This is a genomic window from Sporosarcina trichiuri (assembly GCF_030406775.1).
Lineage (GTDB): Bacteria > Bacillota > Bacilli > Bacillales_A > Planococcaceae > Sporosarcina > Sporosarcina trichiuri.
On sequence record NZ_CP129119.1, the window covers coordinates 1,230,192 to 1,246,283 of the forward strand.

General features: G+C 53.4%; 18 protein-coding genes and 1 riboswitch. Of the genes, 4 read left to right on the top strand and 14 right to left on the bottom strand.

What is annotated here, in order from left to right; translation table 11 throughout:
- Positions 1-42 precede the first annotated feature (42 nt).
- The 3 genes from fur to QWT68_RS06565 all read right to left on the bottom strand — a co-directional run bounded on the left by fur (position 43) and on the right by QWT68_RS06565 (position 1,705).
- Positions 43-501: a ferric iron uptake transcriptional regulator gene (gene fur, locus QWT68_RS06555; RefSeq protein ID WP_040286772.1), complete on the bottom strand. Its 459-nt coding sequence runs from the start codon at positions 499-501 to the stop codon at positions 43-45.
- A gap of 83 nt (positions 502-584) precedes the next feature.
- Positions 585-1,100, bottom strand: a complete 516-nt coding sequence (locus tag QWT68_RS06560) for a hypothetical protein (RefSeq protein ID WP_290150246.1) — start codon at positions 1,098-1,100, stop codon at positions 585-587.
- 59 nt (positions 1,101-1,159) lie between these two features.
- Positions 1,160-1,705 carry an NUDIX hydrolase gene (locus QWT68_RS06565; protein ID WP_040286774.1) on the bottom strand — a complete coding sequence of 182 codons (546 nt, stop codon included), beginning with the start codon at positions 1,703-1,705 and terminating at the stop codon, positions 1,160-1,162.
- Positions 1,706-1,767: 62 nt separating this feature from the next.
- On the opposite strand from QWT68_RS06565, the gene QWT68_RS06570 reads away from it, so the two are divergent.
- Complete coding sequence (locus tag QWT68_RS06570; RefSeq protein WP_040286775.1) at positions 1,768-2,670, top strand: aldo/keto reductase; 903 nt, start codon at positions 1,768-1,770, stop codon at positions 2,668-2,670.
- 37 nt (positions 2,671-2,707) lie between these two features.
- Here the strand turns inward: QWT68_RS06570 and QWT68_RS06575 are convergent, their stop codons facing one another.
- The 3 genes from QWT68_RS06575 to QWT68_RS06585 all read right to left on the bottom strand — a co-directional run bounded on the left by QWT68_RS06575 (position 2,708) and on the right by QWT68_RS06585 (position 6,021).
- Positions 2,708-4,000 carry a nucleobase:cation symporter-2 family protein gene (locus QWT68_RS06575; protein ID WP_040286776.1) on the bottom strand — a complete coding sequence of 431 codons (1,293 nt, stop codon included), beginning with the start codon at positions 3,998-4,000 and terminating at the stop codon, positions 2,708-2,710.
- A complete protein-coding gene (locus QWT68_RS06580) occupies positions 3,997-4,581 on the bottom strand; it encodes a xanthine phosphoribosyltransferase (protein WP_290150249.1) in 585 nt (194 codons plus the stop codon). The genes QWT68_RS06575 and QWT68_RS06580 overlap by 4 nt, the downstream gene beginning before the upstream one ends.
- Before the next feature lie 150 nt (positions 4,582-4,731).
- A riboswitch (purine riboswitch) is annotated at positions 4,732-4,833 on the bottom strand.
- 69 nt (positions 4,834-4,902) lie between these two features.
- Positions 4,903-6,021, bottom strand: coding sequence for an NAD(P)/FAD-dependent oxidoreductase (locus tag QWT68_RS06585; RefSeq protein ID WP_040286778.1), 1,119 nt, complete (start codon positions 6,019-6,021; stop codon positions 4,903-4,905).
- A gap of 188 nt (positions 6,022-6,209) precedes the next feature.
- On the opposite strand from QWT68_RS06585, the gene QWT68_RS06590 reads away from it, so the two are divergent.
- A complete protein-coding gene (locus QWT68_RS06590; RefSeq protein WP_290150250.1) occupies positions 6,210-7,304 on the top strand; it encodes a branched-chain amino acid aminotransferase in 1,095 nt (364 codons plus the stop codon).
- Between the two features lie 42 nt (positions 7,305-7,346).
- Here QWT68_RS06590 and QWT68_RS06595 read toward each other — a convergent pair whose 3' ends face one another.
- From QWT68_RS06595 to QWT68_RS06610, 4 genes are read right to left on the bottom strand one after another with little or no spacing between them, the layout of a single operon-like run.
- The gene (locus tag QWT68_RS06595; RefSeq protein WP_290150251.1) at positions 7,347-7,907 is read right to left on the bottom strand and encodes a YhcN/YlaJ family sporulation lipoprotein; all 561 of its coding nucleotides are present in this window, start codon (positions 7,905-7,907) and stop codon (positions 7,347-7,349) included.
- 60 nt (positions 7,908-7,967) lie between these two features.
- Entirely contained in the window at positions 7,968-9,083 is a 1,116-nt protein-coding gene (menC, locus tag QWT68_RS06600) for an o-succinylbenzoate synthase (RefSeq protein WP_040287270.1), read from the bottom strand.
- Between the two features lie 56 nt (positions 9,084-9,139).
- Positions 9,140-9,391, bottom strand: coding sequence for a YqkE family protein (locus QWT68_RS06605; RefSeq protein ID WP_290150253.1), 252 nt, complete (start codon positions 9,389-9,391; stop codon positions 9,140-9,142).
- Between the two features lie 14 nt (positions 9,392-9,405).
- On the bottom strand, positions 9,406-10,596 hold the full coding sequence (locus tag QWT68_RS06610) for an acetyl-CoA C-acetyltransferase (RefSeq protein ID WP_040286781.1): 1,191 nt from the start codon (positions 10,594-10,596) through the stop codon (positions 9,406-9,408).
- A gap of 118 nt (positions 10,597-10,714) precedes the next feature.
- Here QWT68_RS06610 and QWT68_RS06615 point away from each other — a divergent pair, with 118 nt between their 5' ends.
- Together QWT68_RS06615 and QWT68_RS06620 are read left to right on the top strand one after the other, a co-directional pair.
- Entirely contained in the window at positions 10,715-11,617 is a 903-nt protein-coding gene (locus tag QWT68_RS06615) for a hydroxymethylglutaryl-CoA lyase (protein ID WP_290150254.1), read from the top strand.
- 16 nt (positions 11,618-11,633) lie between these two features.
- The gene (locus tag QWT68_RS06620) at positions 11,634-12,563 is read left to right on the top strand and encodes an alpha/beta hydrolase (RefSeq protein ID WP_040286783.1); all 930 of its coding nucleotides are present in this window, start codon (positions 11,634-11,636) and stop codon (positions 12,561-12,563) included.
- Positions 12,564-12,676: 113 nt separating this feature from the next.
- On the opposite strand, the gene QWT68_RS06625 is transcribed toward QWT68_RS06620, so the two are convergent.
- From QWT68_RS06625 to QWT68_RS06640, 4 genes are all read right to left on the bottom strand, one after another.
- The gene (locus QWT68_RS06625; protein ID WP_040286784.1) at positions 12,677-12,913 is read right to left on the bottom strand and encodes a YneF family protein; all 237 of its coding nucleotides are present in this window, start codon (positions 12,911-12,913) and stop codon (positions 12,677-12,679) included.
- A 136-nt stretch (positions 12,914-13,049) separates the two neighbouring features.
- On the bottom strand, positions 13,050-13,499 hold the full coding sequence (gene sirA / locus QWT68_RS06630; protein ID WP_290150255.1) for a sporulation inhibitor of replication protein SirA: 450 nt from the start codon (positions 13,497-13,499) through the stop codon (positions 13,050-13,052).
- A 194-nt stretch (positions 13,500-13,693) separates the two neighbouring features.
- The gene (gene tkt / locus QWT68_RS06635) at positions 13,694-15,700 is read right to left on the bottom strand and encodes a transketolase (protein ID WP_040286786.1); all 2,007 of its coding nucleotides are present in this window, start codon (positions 15,698-15,700) and stop codon (positions 13,694-13,696) included.
- Between the two features lie 106 nt (positions 15,701-15,806).
- Entirely contained in the window at positions 15,807-16,040 is a 234-nt protein-coding gene (locus QWT68_RS06640) for a DUF896 domain-containing protein (RefSeq protein ID WP_040286787.1), read from the bottom strand.
- Positions 16,041-16,092: the final 52 nt, after the last annotated feature.

Genomic DNA, 16,092 nt, shown 5'->3' on the forward strand with positions numbered 1-16,092 from the left:
CGGATGGAACAGTAAAAGAGGGCAGCACGAAGCCACCCTCTCTCACTTTCCCTTTGTATCCCCCTCTGATTTGCATCGTTTGCAAATACCATGGAAGGTGAGCCAATGATCTTTGACTGTAAATCCAAACCGCTTTTCAACGACTTTCTCCACCTCACCGAGAAGGTCTTCCTGGATTTCATCGACCGTCCCGCATTCGATACAGATCAGATGGTGGTGGAAGCGGTCCGCCCCCTCCTGCCGTAAATCGTATCGCGCTACGCCGTCGCCGAAATTGATTTTGTTGACCACTTTCAATTCAGTTAATAATTCAAGTGTTCTGTAGACTGTCGCAAGACCGATCTCCGGGGCTTTTTCCTTTACCAGAAGAAATACATCTTCTGCACTCAGATGGTCTGCTTCATTTTCCAAGAGTACCGCTACGGTAGCTTCTCGCTGAGGCGTCAATTTATAGCTGGCCCCATGCAGTTGTTTTTTTATGCGTTCGATTCGGCTTTCCATAGGACGCCCCCCTCAAGAATGATTCTATTATAGCAAATCGTCATTCGTGTTGACAATAGAAAGGAAACCGTCCCGCCGAACGTTCAGCCGCCTGTTAACTTGTATACTATCTTATCGGCAAAAAAGACGATCAGGCCTGCCGCTGCGAACAGGACAGGCACCCGCCAGGAGAACTTCTTCTTTTTCGGCTGTTTCAGATAGAATGGCGGGGAAAGGGTCCAGCAGCAGAAAAACACAAGGAGTGTCGCCGCAAGCTGGAATGGGAACCACCAGCCTGCATATACAGTCATCTTCAGGCCGTCTGCCAGCAAATAGGCGGATGACAGCCCGAACAGGACGCTCTTCAGTGCTCCGGACATCATGACCAGCCACTTCGTCCTGCCGGAAAGCGCCAGCGCGGCCGCCACTATATAGAAAGACAGGACAGAGAGCAGCTGGTAGACGAGAGACGGGCTGCCATCAGAGACAGCGCGCTGATCATACAGCTGCACAAGCAGCGTGAAATCCGCAGAGGGAATGCTTCGATAGAGCAGGACTCCTCCGGTATATCCTACGGTCAGGATGACAAACAGCTGGATAAAGGACAGTGAACGTATCATGTAACTCACACCTCCGCATAGTTTGTACATCCTATGCTCGTCCGGAGGCAATTAGTAGATCAGCCCGGGAACCGCTGCTTCACATACAAAACTGCAAAAGCGGTTTTGGCATCGTAGATCCGCCCGTCTTCCACCATCGTTTCCGCCTGTTTGAGCGTGCATTCCAGCACATTCAGGAATTCATCCTCATCCCCTTCGGCAGGGTTGTCCACACGTTCCAGGTCCTGTGCCACATAGAGATGGATGATTTCGTCCGCGAATCCCGGTGATGTCGCAAATGACTGGAGGTACTCGAGACTGCCTGCACGATATCCCGTCTCTTCTTCCAGTTCCCGGGCAGCTGTCAGTTCGGGCTGCTCACCCGGATCGATTTTTCCCGCGGGAATCTCGATGATCGTCCGCTCAAGCGCTTTGCGGAACTGTTCCACCAGCACGATCTTCCCCTGATCCGTCAGTGCGATGACAGCGACCGCGCCGGGATGCTTGATGAGTTCGCGGGAAGACCGCTTGCCATTCGGCAGTTCGACTTCCTCCACTCGCAGGTCGATGATCTTCCCCTCATAGATTGTTTCGCTCGTAATTGTCTTTTCTTCAAATTTGGCCATAAGCTTCCCCGCTTCCTTTCTCGTTTCGACCAGTATACCATGAGGTTACAGGAGGTGTTTACATGGACAAACGGGAACTCGGCAACAGCGGTCTGTATGTCTCGGAACTCGGGCTCGGCTGCATGTCGCTGCCATCCGGGCAATCAGATGCGGACCGTATCGTTGCGGCAGCCATCGACGCGGGGATCACGCTGATCGACACAGCGGATCTCTATGACGGCGGTGCGAATGAGGAACTTGTCGGCAGAGCATTGAAAGGGCGCCGGCAGGATATCATCCTTGCGACGAAGGTCGGCAACCAGATCGACCCGGACGGGAAGGGCTGGACGTGGAATCCTTCGAAGAAGCATATTCTCGAAGGCGCCAAGGCGAGTCTGAAACGCCTAGGCACGGATTATATCGATTTGTATCAGCTGCACGGTGGGACTATGGAAGATGACTATGAAGAGACGATTGAAGCATTCGAGCAGCTGAGGAAGGAAGGCCTGATCCGCCAGTATGGAATCTCTTCGATCCGGCCGAATGTCATTGAGCGGTTCCTATCGCACAGCAGTGCAATATCCGTCATGATGCAGTACAGCATGCTCGACCGGCGTCCCGAAGAGTGGTTCAATGCAGTATCCGATCAAGGTGCATCCGTCATCGCCAGAGGGCCGCTTGCCAAGGGTCTGCTGACTGCCGAAGGACAGGGACGGGCGGAGAGGGCGGGGGCGTTCGCCGCATTCGGACAGCCCGAATTGACGGATACCGTCCGGCGTCTGACGGCAGAATCATCCGATCTGCATGCGGCCGCCATCCGGTTCTGCCTGTCGGACAGCACCGTCGCATGCGCTTTGGCAGGCGCACGCACTGAGGAACAGCTGACAGACACACTGAATGCGTATCGGAGCGCAGTGTCCGATGAGGAAATCGGGAATCTCGTCACCCTCCTTCCGAAGCACGTGTATGACCAGCACAGAATCTGAAAAAAGAGCAGGAGGACTGGATGTCCCCCTGCTCTTTTCATGCTTCCTGTTCTGTCAGCACGACTGCTTTCTTGCGTTTCCGCTTCGGCAGCATATTGAACATGATATTTAGTGAGATGGCTGTAACGCTGCCTGCCACAATGCCATTGCTCGTCAGCAACTGGAGGCCGGCCGGCAGTTTTGCGAACAGTTCCGGCACAACGGAGACGCCGAGGCCGATTCCGACGGAGCATGCGATGATCATGGCGTTGTCCTGGGAAAGGACGACAACCGTACTCAGCATCTTGATGCCCTGCGAGACGACCATACCGAACATCGCCACCATGGCGCCGCCGAGGACCGCATTCGGGATCACTGTTGCAAGTGCTGCCACTTTCGGCAGGAAGCCGAGGCCGATCAGCATGCCTGCTGTAATGACCAGCACCTTCCTCGATTTGACGCCGGACATTTGAATGAGTCCTACGTTCTGTGAAAATGTCGTATACGGGAATGCATTGAACAGACCGCCGAGGACGGAAGCGAGTCCTTCCGACCGATACCCCTTTTCCAAGTCTTTATGGTCGATTTCCTTCTCGCAAATATCTCCCAGGGCAAAGTAGACACCTGTCGATTCGACAAGCGATACCATCGCCACGATGGTCATCGTCAGGATCGGCTGCCAATGGAACGAAGGCACGGCAATGAAAAATGGCTTTGCCAAGTGGAAATACGACGCTTCGTGGACAGCCGAGAAATCGACAACCCCGAGTAATACCGCTCCTACAGTTCCTGCTGCCATTCCGATCAGGATGGCGATCGCACGCAGGAACCCTGTGGAAAACCGGTAGACGAGGACGATAAATGCAAGTGTGCCGAACGACAGCAGAATATTATGCAGGGAGCCGAAGTCAGCGGCCCCCTGTCCGCCGCCCATGTTATTGATGGCGACGGGTATCAGAGTGATCCCGATGATCGTCACGACTGAACCTGTCACGACAGGGGGAAAGAATTTGACGAGTTTCCCGAAGAATCCGCTGATGAGCACGATAATGACGCCTGAAGCGATGACAGCGCCGTAAATCGCAGACAGGCCGAACGAACTGCCGATGGCAATCATCGGGCCGACCGCGGTGAAGGTGCATCCAAGGACGACAGGAAGACCGATGCCGAAGAATTTATTGGTCATGATCTGCAGCAACGTTGCAATACCGCACATCAGGATATCAACCGACACAAGGTATGTCAGCTGCGTGGATGACAGGCCGATCGCCCCGCCGACAATCAGAGGGACCAGGACTGCGCCGGCGTACATCGCGAGGAGGTGCTGGATTCCGAGAAGGGCCGTTTTCATTGGTTGACAGCCTCCTTGAACGTCACCCGGCTGTTTTCAAGTGATTCGATGATGGCCAGCGACTCGACACGGCAGCCCTTTTCACGGAGCATGTCCCCTCCCGGCTGGAACCCTTTCTCGATGACGATGCCGACACCCGCAACAGAAGCACCGGATTGTTCCGCGATATCGAGCAGGCCGAGGACCGCCTGTCCATTTGCCAGGAAATCGTCGATAATCAGAAGTGTGTCATCACCGCTGATATGTGCCTGGGAAACGGAGATTTCGTTCGACTCCTGCTTTGTATAGGAGTAGACGGAAGCACTGTACAGCGCACTGTTCTGTGTGAGCGATTTACACTTCCTTGCAAACACGACCGGAATGCCGAGCTTGAGGCCGGCCATCACCGAGGGGGCTATACCGGATGATTCCAATGTCAATATCTTTGTGAGTCCTGACTGTCCGAATTTCTCTGCGAATTCATCACCGATCGCCTGCATGAGTGCAGGATCGATCTGGTGGTTCAGGAATGAATCAACTTTCAATACGTTGCCCGGCAGCACTTTGCCCTCTTCCATAATCTTGTTTTTCAGCAATTGCATTCGATTTCCTCCTCAATGATATGGCGGGCATACAAAAAAGCCGCATGACCCGCGCATCCAATCATATCTATGAGTGGAGCAAGGGTCATCACGGCTTCAGAATCACCAGATGAAACGCAAAACAGTGACCTGCAGTCTTTCCGCAGGTTGTTTCACATCCGCTGCTCTCATAGTCGGTTCGTTTACGGCAAACCGGTAGAAACTTGCGGGCCATATCCCCGCTATTATATGAGTGAATGTATTCGATTTTGATATCAGTATAGCATGCCGCACTGAAAAAACAAGGGGTCCGCAAAGATTTAAGAATGTAAACGGTTTCCTCTACAAGGCGCGGATCGCTTGGTCCGGTGAATACACATCCATCTCAAGGTCGGTTTTCTCTCCCGTGCACATTTGAGCGATCAGCTTGCCGATGAATGGCCCCGCAGTCAGGCCGGAAGCGCCGAGTCCGTTGACAACGTAAAGACCCGGATGTGTCGGTATCTCCCCCGCAACCGGCAGAAACCCCGGTGTGAAGGGACGAACACCCGCACGCGCCCCGATCCATTCGGATGCCGCCAATCCCGGCGCGACCCGCAAGGCCTTGTCCAGCACTTCATGCAGACCGCCGGCCGTTGCCGCCGTATTGAACACATCCTCGTCTTCGTGGGTGGCCCCGGCAGCCACCCGTCCGTCATCGAAGGACAGCAGATACTGGTCGCCGGGCGGTATGACGACCGGCCAATCCGATGCCCCGCTGTCATGCGGATCCAGGTGGACAATCTGCGCTTTCTGTCCGCGTATATCGAGCTGGATGCCTGCAGCTTCCAGGGCAGGAGGCCATGCCCCCGTCGCAAAGATCAGCCGGTCGGCAGTAAAGCTCTCTGAACCTGCACGCAATGACAGACAGCCAACAGCATAACTGTCCAGCACAGCATTCCCTGCAATGAACCGCGCTCCGAGCCGTTCTGCCGCACGCTTGAGTGCAAGCCGCAGCTGTCTGCCATCCACCCGGGCAGCCCCCGAAACGTACAGTGCCCTGTACCCTTCAGCAGCAGGCGGGTAAGCGTCTTTCACTTCCGTTTCATCGAGCATATGCACTTCACCGATTTCGGGGGCGTCTTCCCGTCTTGAAAGCGCACGCTCGTATGCTTTTTCCAGCTTCTTCTGGTCAGTGAACAGGCTGAGGGCTCCGACTTGCCGGTAACCTGTTTCTGTCTCGCCGAGCTGCTCCAGCTCGGGAATCAGAACGCGGTAATGCCTCGCCCCCTCCCGCACAAGCCGGTACCAATCCTGGTTGCGCCGCTGCGACAGCCAGGGACAGATGATGCCTGCTGCCGCATCTGTAGCCCTTCCTTTGTCGTCTCTGTCGATCACCGTCACGCGGCATCCCCGTTTGGCCAGTTCATAGGCAGCGGCGCAGCCCGCAATGCCGCCCCCGATGACAATTGTTCGAAGCATAGCATCCCACTCCTTTTCAGTTCCCAAGTGTACATGCTAAACAGATATTCAACAAACGATATTACTGAAAACGATTTCAAAATTGTAATAAAAATAAAATACGGACTATTCTTTCATTTCTTGACAGAAGGCGTATAATGGCTGTATTCGATATATCGATGTAATGAACCGCAAAGGGGATATGCCTGATGACAACATCTAAGATCACTTATAACTTAACCGAATCCCGGAAAACAAAGCCGGATGACAAAACTCTTGTATTCGGCAGAAGCTTCACAGACCATATGTTCATCGCGGATTATGTCAAAGGCTCAGGCTGGCAGAATCACAGAATTGTACCGTATGCACCAATTTCCCTTGACCCGGCTGCCATCGTATTCCATTACGGGCAGACTGTTTTCGAGGGCCTGAAAGCCTACCGGGCCGAAGACGATTCCATCCGGCTGTTCCGTCCCGAGGAAAACTTCAGACGGCTGAATCGTTCACTGGACCGTCTCTGCATGCCGGAAATTGATACAGAAGATGCACTGGCGGGGCTTCTGGAACTGCTGCGTGTCGAAGAGGGATGGGTCCCTCATCTTGAAGGAACGTCTTTGTACATCCGTCCGTTCGTCATTGCGACTGAAGCATTCCTCGGCGTGGCGCCTGCAGCCAGTTATCAATTCTACATCATCCTGTCGCCGGTCGGCTCCTATTACGAAGAGGGGATCCATCCAGTCAAGATATTGGTGGAGAACGAATATGTCCGTGCTGTCAAAGGCGGGACAGGCGGCGCCAAGACTGCAGGAAACTATGCTTCTGCCCTGAAAGCGCAGGAGACCGCCAGCTCGAGAGGGTACTCCCAGGTCATGTGGCTCGATGGTGTCGAGAAAAAGTACGTGGAAGAAGTCGGCAGCATGAATATCTTCTTCAAGATTGACGGAGAGATCATCACACCTGCCATCAATGGAAGCATCCTGGAAGGGATCACACGCAAATCGATCATCGAATTGCTAGCCCACTGGGGAACTCCGGTGACTGAAAGGAAAATTTCAATCGATGAAGTCGCAGATGCCCATGCCGCCGGTAAACTCGAGGAAGTGTTCGGTACCGGTACTGCCGCGGTCATCTCCCCGGTCGGTGAACTGAATTGGAATGATACGGTCATGGTAGTGAACGAAGGTGAAACCGGACCCGTCTCCAAAAAACTTTACGAAACGCTCACTCAAATCCAGACGGGCGAGGAAAGCGATCCTCTCGGCTGGGTCACGGAGGTTCCTTCTTCCCTGGAGAAAATCAGCTGACAAAAACCCGGCTCCCCCATTTGGGAAGCCGGGTTTTTTGAGTCAGTGTGCATCGGGGAACATTCGGGACATGGCATCGCCGATTTCTTCGAACAATCCTTGGACCGGTTCCCCGTTCCGGATCTTGTCACTATACTCGTCGATTTCTTTCGCAAAATCAGGATTCGTGGACACATACACTTTGTCGGCATCATCGGAGGCTTCTCTCGCTTTGTCTGCAATCTGACCATCGAGTTCCGTTGTGGAATTAGTTCCTTCTTTCAGTGTTGCACCTACATAGAGGGTATCATTCATCTTCAGGACATTGGCATGGTCGACGCCGTCGATCGATTTAACCGCTTCTGCAATGTCATCACTCGTCTCCACATTGTTCTGATCATCCGCTGCGCTGTCACCGTTCTCAGTATCCATATCTGCATCCGTGTCTGTACCTGCAGTTGTATCATCATCGGCCATGTCATCCGTTTCGTCCGTTTTGTCCATCTGCCCGGTGGTATCCGTATTGTTGTCTGCAGTCCCATTATTGGCATTGTCTTTCTTTCCGCAGGCAGCAAGCGAAGCCATCAGCAGGCAGGCAGCAAGAAGCATCATCAGTTTCTTCATAATCATTTCTCCTCCATCCTGTTTACTGACAGTATGGACGAAGAGAAAGAAACTATGTATTCATCGGAGCAAATCGAATGTCAGCCGATTGACTGTGTGTTGCTCAAGCTCTTCCCAGTCGATATCGAATCCGATCCCCGGTCCTTCAGGTACGGGGATGTGTCCGTCTTCCGCCTGTATTTCAGGCATCACGATGTCACGTTCCCAATAATTCGAGGAGCCTGCCGTATCGCCTGGCAGACTGAATCCAGGCAGCGACGTCAACGCTATGTTATGGGCACGGCCAATGCCGGCTTCAAGCATTCCTCCGCACCAGACCGGAACACCTGCTGCCTGACAGATGTCATGGATTTTTTTTGCTTCCGTCAGTCCCCCGACACGGCCAATCTTTATATTAATGATTCTGCAGCTCCCGAGCTGGAGCGCTTTACGGGCGTCTTCCGCCGACAGGATGCTTTCGTCCAGGCAGACCGGCGTCCGCAATTCCTTCTGCAGGGCTGCATGATCCACGATGTCATCTTCCGCAAGCGGCTGCTCGATCATCATGAGATCGAACCGGTCGAGCTTTTTCAGCAGGCTGATATCCGCGAGGGAGTAAGCGGAATTGGCGTCAGCCATGAGCGGGATATCGGGAAACACCTCCCGTATGCCTGCGAGCAACTCGAGATCATTGCCGGGTTTAATTTTCACTTTGATCCGTTTGTATCCCGCTGACAGACTCTGCCGAATGCGGTCCTGCAGAGCAGCAGGTGACGGCTGGAGGCCGATGCTGATCCCTGTTTCGATGAGGGATTTCGTTCCGCCGAGTGCAGCGGACAAAGAAACTCCAATGCGTTTTGCCCAGCAATCCCAGACAGCGCATTCGATTGCCGCCTTCGCCATATTATTTTTGCGGATCGGCCGGAAGATCACTGATACATCGTCCGGGTGTTCGATTGTTTTCCCTGCAAGGAGGGGAATGAGGAAGTCCTGCATCATATGGAGAGCCGTCCCGGCTGTTTCTTCCGTATAGGATGGTTCGGTGAATGCGACTCCTTCCCCGAACCCGCAGTTTCCGAGTTCGTCCTGCACTTCGACGACAGAGAACCGCCGTTTCTGCATCGTGCCGAAACTTGTCGTGAACGGATTCTTCATCATCATTTCCAGTTCTCTAATAATGATCCTCTCGATTTTCATCCAGCCTGCCAGCTCCTTCAAAAGAAGACCGCACAAAATACTGTGCGGTCCCCTGTTCAATATTTGCGTGCCGGTCCATCGTATTCGTCCAGCAGCTCAGCAAACGACTTGTTCGCTTCCCGTTCCTGCCGTTCGCGGATTGCACGCTGTTTCTTTTCTTCCTCTTCTTGTGCGGCTTTCTGGGACAGCTCTGTTTTCGCTTGTTTCAGCTTGGATAGTACGCTGTCTCCGAGGGCGTCCGCAAGTGTCAGATTCCCGTCATCTTGTTTACCAGCGGGCTTTTGGCTGCTTGTCCGTTTCTTACTCATTCCATCGTCTCCTTTTACACATCAGTGCGTTCGACAACAGCAGCGACACCCTGGCCGCCGCCGACACAAAGAGCTGCCAGACCGCGCTTCGCATCCCTGCGCTTCATCTCATGCAGCAGGGTGACGAGGATCCTGGCACCGCTTGCGCCGATCGGATGACCGAGTGCGATTGCCCCGCCGTTGACGTTCAGCTTAGCGTTATCGAATTTCAATTCACGGCCGACTGCAAGCGACTGGGCGGCAAACGCTTCGTTCGCCTCGATCAGGTCGATGTCGTCAAGCGTCAGGTCAGCACGTTTCAGCACATTCGCAACCGCCTGGACAGGTCCGATTCCCATGACAGCGGGATCGACGCCTGCGGTGGCATTCGCCCGGATCACCGCGAGCGGTTCGACGCCAAGCGCATCCGCTTTCGTCTTCGACATGATGACCAGTGCTGCAGCACCGTCATTCAAGCCGGATGCGTTCCCTGCCGTCACACTGCCTTCCTTCTTGAAGGCCGGACGCAGTTTCCCCAGTTTTTCCGCTGTTGTGCCTTCTTTGATATATTCGTCTTCTGAAAACAGGACGGGGTCCCCTTTGCGGACCGGGATCTCCACCGGAACAATCTCTTCTTTGAACCTGCCGGCAGCACGCGCAGCCGCCGCTTTCTTCTGAGAATCTGCAGCGAACTCATCCTGCTCTTCGCGGGTCAGCTCATAACGGTCACACAGATTTTCTGCGGTGATACCCATATGGTAATCGTTGAATGCACACCAGAGCCCATCGGAAATCATCGTGTCGACGAGCTGCTGGTCCCCCATCTTGAACCCTTCGCGTGCATTTTTCAGCACATAAGGCGCCTGGCTCATGCTCTCCATTCCGCCTGCGACAATTACGTCAGCATCCCCTGCGAGGATCGCCTGCCTGGCCAGCTGGACTGCTTTGAGACCGGACCCGCAGACTTTGTTGATAGTTGTTGCAGGCACCTGTTCGGACAAACCGGCTTTAATGGAGGCCTGCCGTGCAGGATTCTGTCCTGAGCCCGCCTGAAGCACATTCCCCATGATGACTTCATCGATTTCTTCCGGCACGATGCCGGCACGCTGCACCGCTTCCTTGATGGCGATTGCGCCAAGCTCCGCCGCGCTGACTGTTTTCAGGGCGCCCAGGAACGAACCGATAGGCGTACGTACAGCACTTGCAATAATGATCTCTTCTGTCATGAACAATTCCCCCCTTATGTAATGGAACATGCCCTCCCGTCCGGTTCTCTGAACATTCCCACATATGGATTGCCTGCATCTGCAAGTGTCCGGTAGAATAGACTGCAGGAGGGATACTATGTTCAGTTTACCAAATCGTGCAACAATAATCGAGGTGGGACCGCGTGACGGACTCCAGAATGAGAAGAACCAGGTGCCGACAGACGCCAAACTCGAATTCATCCGCCTTCTGAAAACCTCGGGCGTCCGGGAGATCGAGCTGACATCATTCGTATCGCCCAAATGGGTTCCGCAGATGAAGGATGCCGGGGATATTGCCAGGAATGCCGTACCGTTCGAGCGCGCCATCGTTCTGACACCGAATTCAAAAGGAGTCAGTCTCGCCCGGGACGCAGGGGCAGAAGCCGTTGCCGTCTTTGTCGGAGTAAGTGATACATTCAATCAAAAGAATATCAACCGGTCGACTGATGAAAGTGTGGAGGCGCTGACACCGGTCATCGAACAATTGAAAGAGGATGGAATCTTTGTCCGCGCATGCATCTCCACTGCATTCTATTGTCCATATGAAGGCAAGACGGATATCGAGGACGTCATCGAACTATGCCGGCGGTTCGTCGCTCTCGGAGTCGACGAACTGAGTGTCGCCGATACGATCGGTATGGCGAACCCTGCAGAGAGCTTCGAACTGTTCTCCCGTCTCCGCCAGGCGTTCCCGTCAGTCCTGCTGACTGCTCATTTCCACGACACCCGTAAAATGGCATTGGCGAACATTTTTGCTGCACTCCAGGCGGGTGTGGATCGGTTCGATACGTCGGCAGGCGGACTTGGCGGCTGTCCGTTTGCAGAAGGGGCGACCGGTAATGTGGCGACGGAAGACGTTGTCAATATGTTCGATTCCCTTGGAATCGAAACGGGAATCGACGTTGGGAAGATGTGCGAAGCGATATCCGCTATCGCCCCTTACGTCTCCCGGCCAATCGACACCGGAATGTACCGTCTTTTCGAAAAAGGAACATGCTGAGAGGGGCTGGAAGGATGTGAAGAAACGATTTCTTGCGATCACGGGCGGACTGACAGCACTGGCAGCGGGTACCGTGACGGCGTTCGGCATAATTGCGACGAACCGGCTCATGTTCTTGAAAGTCAAGGATGCCGAGCTGGTGCTGAAACGCGAGACGATCGCGAGACGGTTCGATGGCCATTGGTATGAAACGGTTCCGAAGGCTGTCATGAAGATCCAGTCGCCGAACGGCTATCTGCTGCATGCTGTCTATTTGAAACCGCTCGATACGACAAGGACGGTCATCATCACGCATGGTGTCACCGAGAATAAGATCAACTCCATGAAATTCGCCCGTATGTTCGAGCGTCTCGGTTTCAATTCGGTGGTGTATGACCACCGGCGACACGGAGAGTCCGGAGGGAAGACGACGAGTTTCGGGTTTTACGAAAAAATGGATCTGCATGCGATCATCGGTGCTGTGCGCAGCCGGATCGGCAAGCGTGCACTGCTCGGGATCCACGGAGAGTCGATGGGCGCCGCCACGATGATCCTGACGGCCGGAACGTACGAGGAGGAGGCGGACTTCTATGTGGCGGACTGCCCGTTCTCCGATTTCACGGAGCAGGTGTTCCACATACTAAGGACGACGACGCCTCTCAGAAGTCCGAAAGTGATACGGATTGCCAATCTTTTCTTGAAGATCCGGGATGGCTACACAACAACGCTCGTTTCACCAAAAGAGGCCGTCGATCAAGTCAAAAAACCGATGCTGTTCATCCACAGCCTCGAAGATGATTTCATACTCCCCGCGATGACGGAAGATCTGTATGAACGGAAACAAGGACCGAAAGCCATCAAACTGTTTCCGAAAGGGGCGCATGCACGCTCCTTCAATGAGAACCCGGAAGAATATGAAATGACCGTCCGGCGCTTCCTGAGGAAATACGGGCTGCTGAACTCATGAATGGTTCTAAATTGGCAAAGGGCGCTTGCGGAAGATCACGTTATGATCTTCCGCAAGCGCCCTATTCCAGCAAGTGATCACCTATGTACAGGAACACTTCGTATATCAATGAATTACTTCTTCTTTTTCGCTTCTTTGTCAGACATCTTATTCATTTGAGCCATCATTTGATTGATTTTCTTTTGAGAAGGTTTTTGCCCCATCTGCATCATCATCATGCGGAGCATATCTTCATTAATCGGCGGGTTTTCTTTCAGATATTTCATCATGTATTGACGAGCCAAGAAGAAGCCAAGAGCCACCCCGGCTGCAAGTGCAACAATGATTCCAACAATCCACCAAACAGTCATACGTACTACCTCCCCTGCTGCAATAGTCCAAGTGTTTCCACCAAGTAGGATTATACAGCATCGCAGTCCATCTTCGCAACGTCTCAATCACGACTTTCAGGAATTACGGCATTCACTCGAACGCGCTGCAGCGATTTCACTGGGCCAGAAGGCATCCTGCGGACAGGACGTGATCAGATGTGCGAATCGGTTTCAGCCAGCCCCACTCGCACGATTCATCCATCACTGCGAAATATCGGTCTTCCGCACTGGAGAGGGCAACGAACAAGTCCAGGTCGAGCATACGGGATCCGTGGCAGGTCGCATGAAGGGCATGGCTCGAGAAGCCGACGTCAATCGTTCCTTTCAGCGGATGGGTCAGTGTATACTTCATATCGCCTCTGTCGATTGTATGAAAGTTCTTGCCAAGCTGTTTCATGATCGCATTTTCAATCGCGCCGATTTCCAGACGATCGCACAAGTATCTTACTTCATTCAGATGGGTGTCGCTTCCGTCCGCACTAAGTAAATCATACAGCAGCCGTTCTCTGCCAAGTACGAAGTCCTGATAAGTTTCTTTGATTTTATAGATGCCATAAGTTCGCATGGATGACCACTCCTTTCCTACATCGTATAACAACGATTTCAAAAAGACTGTCAATTCACGGAACGGAAGTCGACTAGTTCTGTCGAATCACATCGTCGGCGCTGTCAAAAAAAAAAAAACACTGCCTGCAGGCGCCATCCGGAGATGGCTCTGCAGGCAGTGTATAAGAGGGATGGAAACCGCCGGACAGGCAATTACTTGCCGAGCAGTCCGGTCACTTTCTCCATGACGTTCCCTGTATGGAAGCCGTATTCTTTCATGACGATATCTCCAGGTGCGCTGGCGCCGAATGTATCAATCGCCAGTACGTCCCCCTCAGTGCCGACGTACTTGTGCCAGCCGAGGGAAGATCCCATTTCAAGGGAGAGACGCGCGGTGACAGCTTTCGGCAGTACTTGTTCCTTGTAGCCGGCGTCCTGTTCCTCGAAACGATCCCAGGAAGGCATGGAGACAACGGAAACGTCGATCCCTTTGCTGCGGAGCTCTTTCTGTGCGTCCACAGCGAGACTGACTTCGGAGCCGGTGGCAATCAGGATGGCTTCCGGCTGGTCCGCTTCGCTCGGCGAAACGATGTACGCCCCTTTCCGGACACCTTCGTCTGCCAATTCCTTCGATTTTTCAAGGACTGGCAGGTTCTGGCGGGACAGCACAAGCACGGTCGGTTTGTCCGCCGACGTGACAGCAAGCTTCCAAGCCGCCGATGTCTCGTTGGCATCCGCAGGACGGATTACGGACAACCCGGGCATTGCACGAAGGGATGCCAGGTGTTCGATCGGCTCGTGAGTCGGACCGTCTTCCCCTACTGCGATGCTGTCGTGGGTGAATACGTATGTGACAGGAAGTCCCATAAGCGCCGAGAGACGGACTGCAGGACGCACATAGTCGCTGAAGACAAAGAACGTCCCGCCGAAGACATTCAATCCCCCGTGGAGCGCCATTCCATTCAATGCAGTGCCCATTGCGAATTCACGAACACCGAACCAGATATTGCGTCCTTCCATAGTGCCCGGCAGGAAGTCCCCTGCCCCTTTGATTGCCGTTTTGTTGGAACCTGCGAGGTCCGCACTTCCGCCGAAGAACGAAGGGAGTGCTTTTGCAATCGCATTGATGGCATCGCCGGAAGCTGAGCGGGTCGCAATCGACTTGCCTGTTTCATATACAGGCAGCGCAGCGCCGACCGACTCGGTGTCAATACCGTCGATTGCAGCCTTCAGCTGTTTTGCAAGTCCGGCATGTTCAGCTTCATAGGCGCCGAACAATTTGTTCCATTCGGATTCACTGTCCATGCCGTTTTCCTGGATGGACGTCTTGAACGTTTCATAGACTTCCTCAGGTACATGGAAATCCTGATCGAACGTCCATTTATAGTATTCTTTCGTCAATTTCATTTCATCTTCACCAAGCGGCGCGCCGTGGACATCCGATTTACCGGATTTGTTCGGAGAGCCGTAGCCGATGATCGTCTTCACTTCGATGAGCGTCGGGCCGCCGGTGTTCTGTTTTGCCTGTCCGATCGCGTCAGAGAGTCTGTCCGTATCATTGCCGTCTTCCACGCGGATATAATTCCAGCCGTAAGACTCGAAACGCTTCTGGATCTTTTCAGTGAAGGACATGTCCAGTTCTCCGTCGAGTGAAATATCATTGCTGTCATACAGGACGATCAGCTTATCAAGCTCAAGATGGCCGGCAAGGGAGATCGCTTCCCCGGCAACACCTTCCATCAGGTCGCCGTCACCGCAAAGTGCGTATGTGTAGTGATCGACAATGTCGTACCCCGGTTTGTTATAAGTGGCAGCCAAGTGCTTTTCTGCCATCGCCATGCCGACCGCCATGCCGATTCCCTGCCCAAGAGGACCTGTCGTCGCTTCCACACCGGCTGTGTGGCCATATTCAGGATGCCCGGGTGTCTTGGAGCCCCATTGGCGGAAATTCTTCAGCTCATCGAGTGGAAGATCGTACCCGCTCAGATGGAGCATGCTGTACAGCAGCGCAGACCCGTGTCCGGCTGACAGGACGAAACGGTCACGGTTGAACCAGGAAGGATTCGATGGATTGTGATGCATATGCTGTGTCCACAGTACATACGCCATAGGTGCAGCTCCCATAGGAAGGCCCGGATGGCCGGAGTTTGCTTTTTCGATTGCATCGATCGACAATGTGCGGATCGTATTGATCGCCAATTGATCAACAGGTTTGGTCATCGATTAGAACACCCTTTCAAGTTATCTTCATGAAACTAGTTTCCTCTTTCATTGTAATGAAAAAACCGCAGGAATACAAACTGCGGTGGTCATGAGCATTTCCGGCTCAATTCAGGAATTTCCTGTTTTTTGCGTCTTTCACCTTGTCAGGCGTGACATCGTTCCCATCGGGGTCGATCACCTTCACATTTTCGATCGTATCCCTCATCGTCGAGCGGAATGTCTTCAGATATTCACTCCGCAGCTGTGACTGCTCCTTCGCCTCTTCGACCGATAATCCGGTCGTTTTCGCTTTTTTTGCAAGTTCGTTGATCCGCTTGATTTTCTTGTCTTCCAGCAATTGAATCCCTCCTGTTCGTTTCCGTCATTTTAACGTATACAATTACAGGCGG

Coding starts and splice junctions, on each gene's coding strand:
- fur (WP_040286772.1), bottom strand. CDS start 501: ATGGAAAGCCGAATCGAACGCATAAAAAAACAACTGCATGGGGCCAGC.
- QWT68_RS06560 (WP_290150246.1), bottom strand. CDS start 1,100: ATGATACGTTCACTGTCCTTTATCCAGCTGTTTGTCATCCTGACCGTA.
- QWT68_RS06565 (WP_040286774.1), bottom strand. CDS start 1,705: ATGGCCAAATTTGAAGAAAAGACAATTACGAGCGAAACAATCTATGAG.
- QWT68_RS06570 (WP_040286775.1), top strand. CDS start 1,768: ATGGACAAACGGGAACTCGGCAACAGCGGTCTGTATGTCTCGGAACTC.
- QWT68_RS06575 (WP_040286776.1), bottom strand. CDS start 4,000: ATGAAAACGGCCCTTCTCGGAATCCAGCACCTCCTCGCGATGTACGCC.
- QWT68_RS06580 (WP_290150249.1), bottom strand. CDS start 4,581: ATGCAATTGCTGAAAAACAAGATTATGGAAGAGGGCAAAGTGCTGCCG.
- QWT68_RS06585 (WP_040286778.1), bottom strand. CDS start 6,021: ATGCTTCGAACAATTGTCATCGGGGGCGGCATTGCGGGCTGCGCCGCT.
- QWT68_RS06590 (WP_290150250.1), top strand. CDS start 6,210: ATGACAACATCTAAGATCACTTATAACTTAACCGAATCCCGGAAAACA.
- QWT68_RS06595 (WP_290150251.1), bottom strand. CDS start 7,907: ATGAAGAAACTGATGATGCTTCTTGCTGCCTGCCTGCTGATGGCTTCG.
- menC (WP_040287270.1), bottom strand. CDS start 9,083: ATGAAAATCGAGAGGATCATTATTAGAGAACTGGAAATGATGATGAAG.
- QWT68_RS06605 (WP_290150253.1), bottom strand. CDS start 9,391: ATGAGTAAGAAACGGACAAGCAGCCAAAAGCCCGCTGGTAAACAAGAT.
- QWT68_RS06610 (WP_040286781.1), bottom strand. CDS start 10,596: ATGACAGAAGAGATCATTATTGCAAGTGCTGTACGTACGCCTATCGGT.
- QWT68_RS06615 (WP_290150254.1), top strand. CDS start 10,715: ATGTTCAGTTTACCAAATCGTGCAACAATAATCGAGGTGGGACCGCGT.
- QWT68_RS06625 (WP_040286784.1), bottom strand. CDS start 12,913: ATGACTGTTTGGTGGATTGTTGGAATCATTGTTGCACTTGCAGCCGGG.
- sirA (WP_290150255.1), bottom strand. CDS start 13,499: ATGCGAACTTATGGCATCTATAAAATCAAAGAAACTTATCAGGACTTC.
- tkt (WP_040286786.1), bottom strand. CDS start 15,700: ATGACCAAACCTGTTGATCAATTGGCGATCAATACGATCCGCACATTG.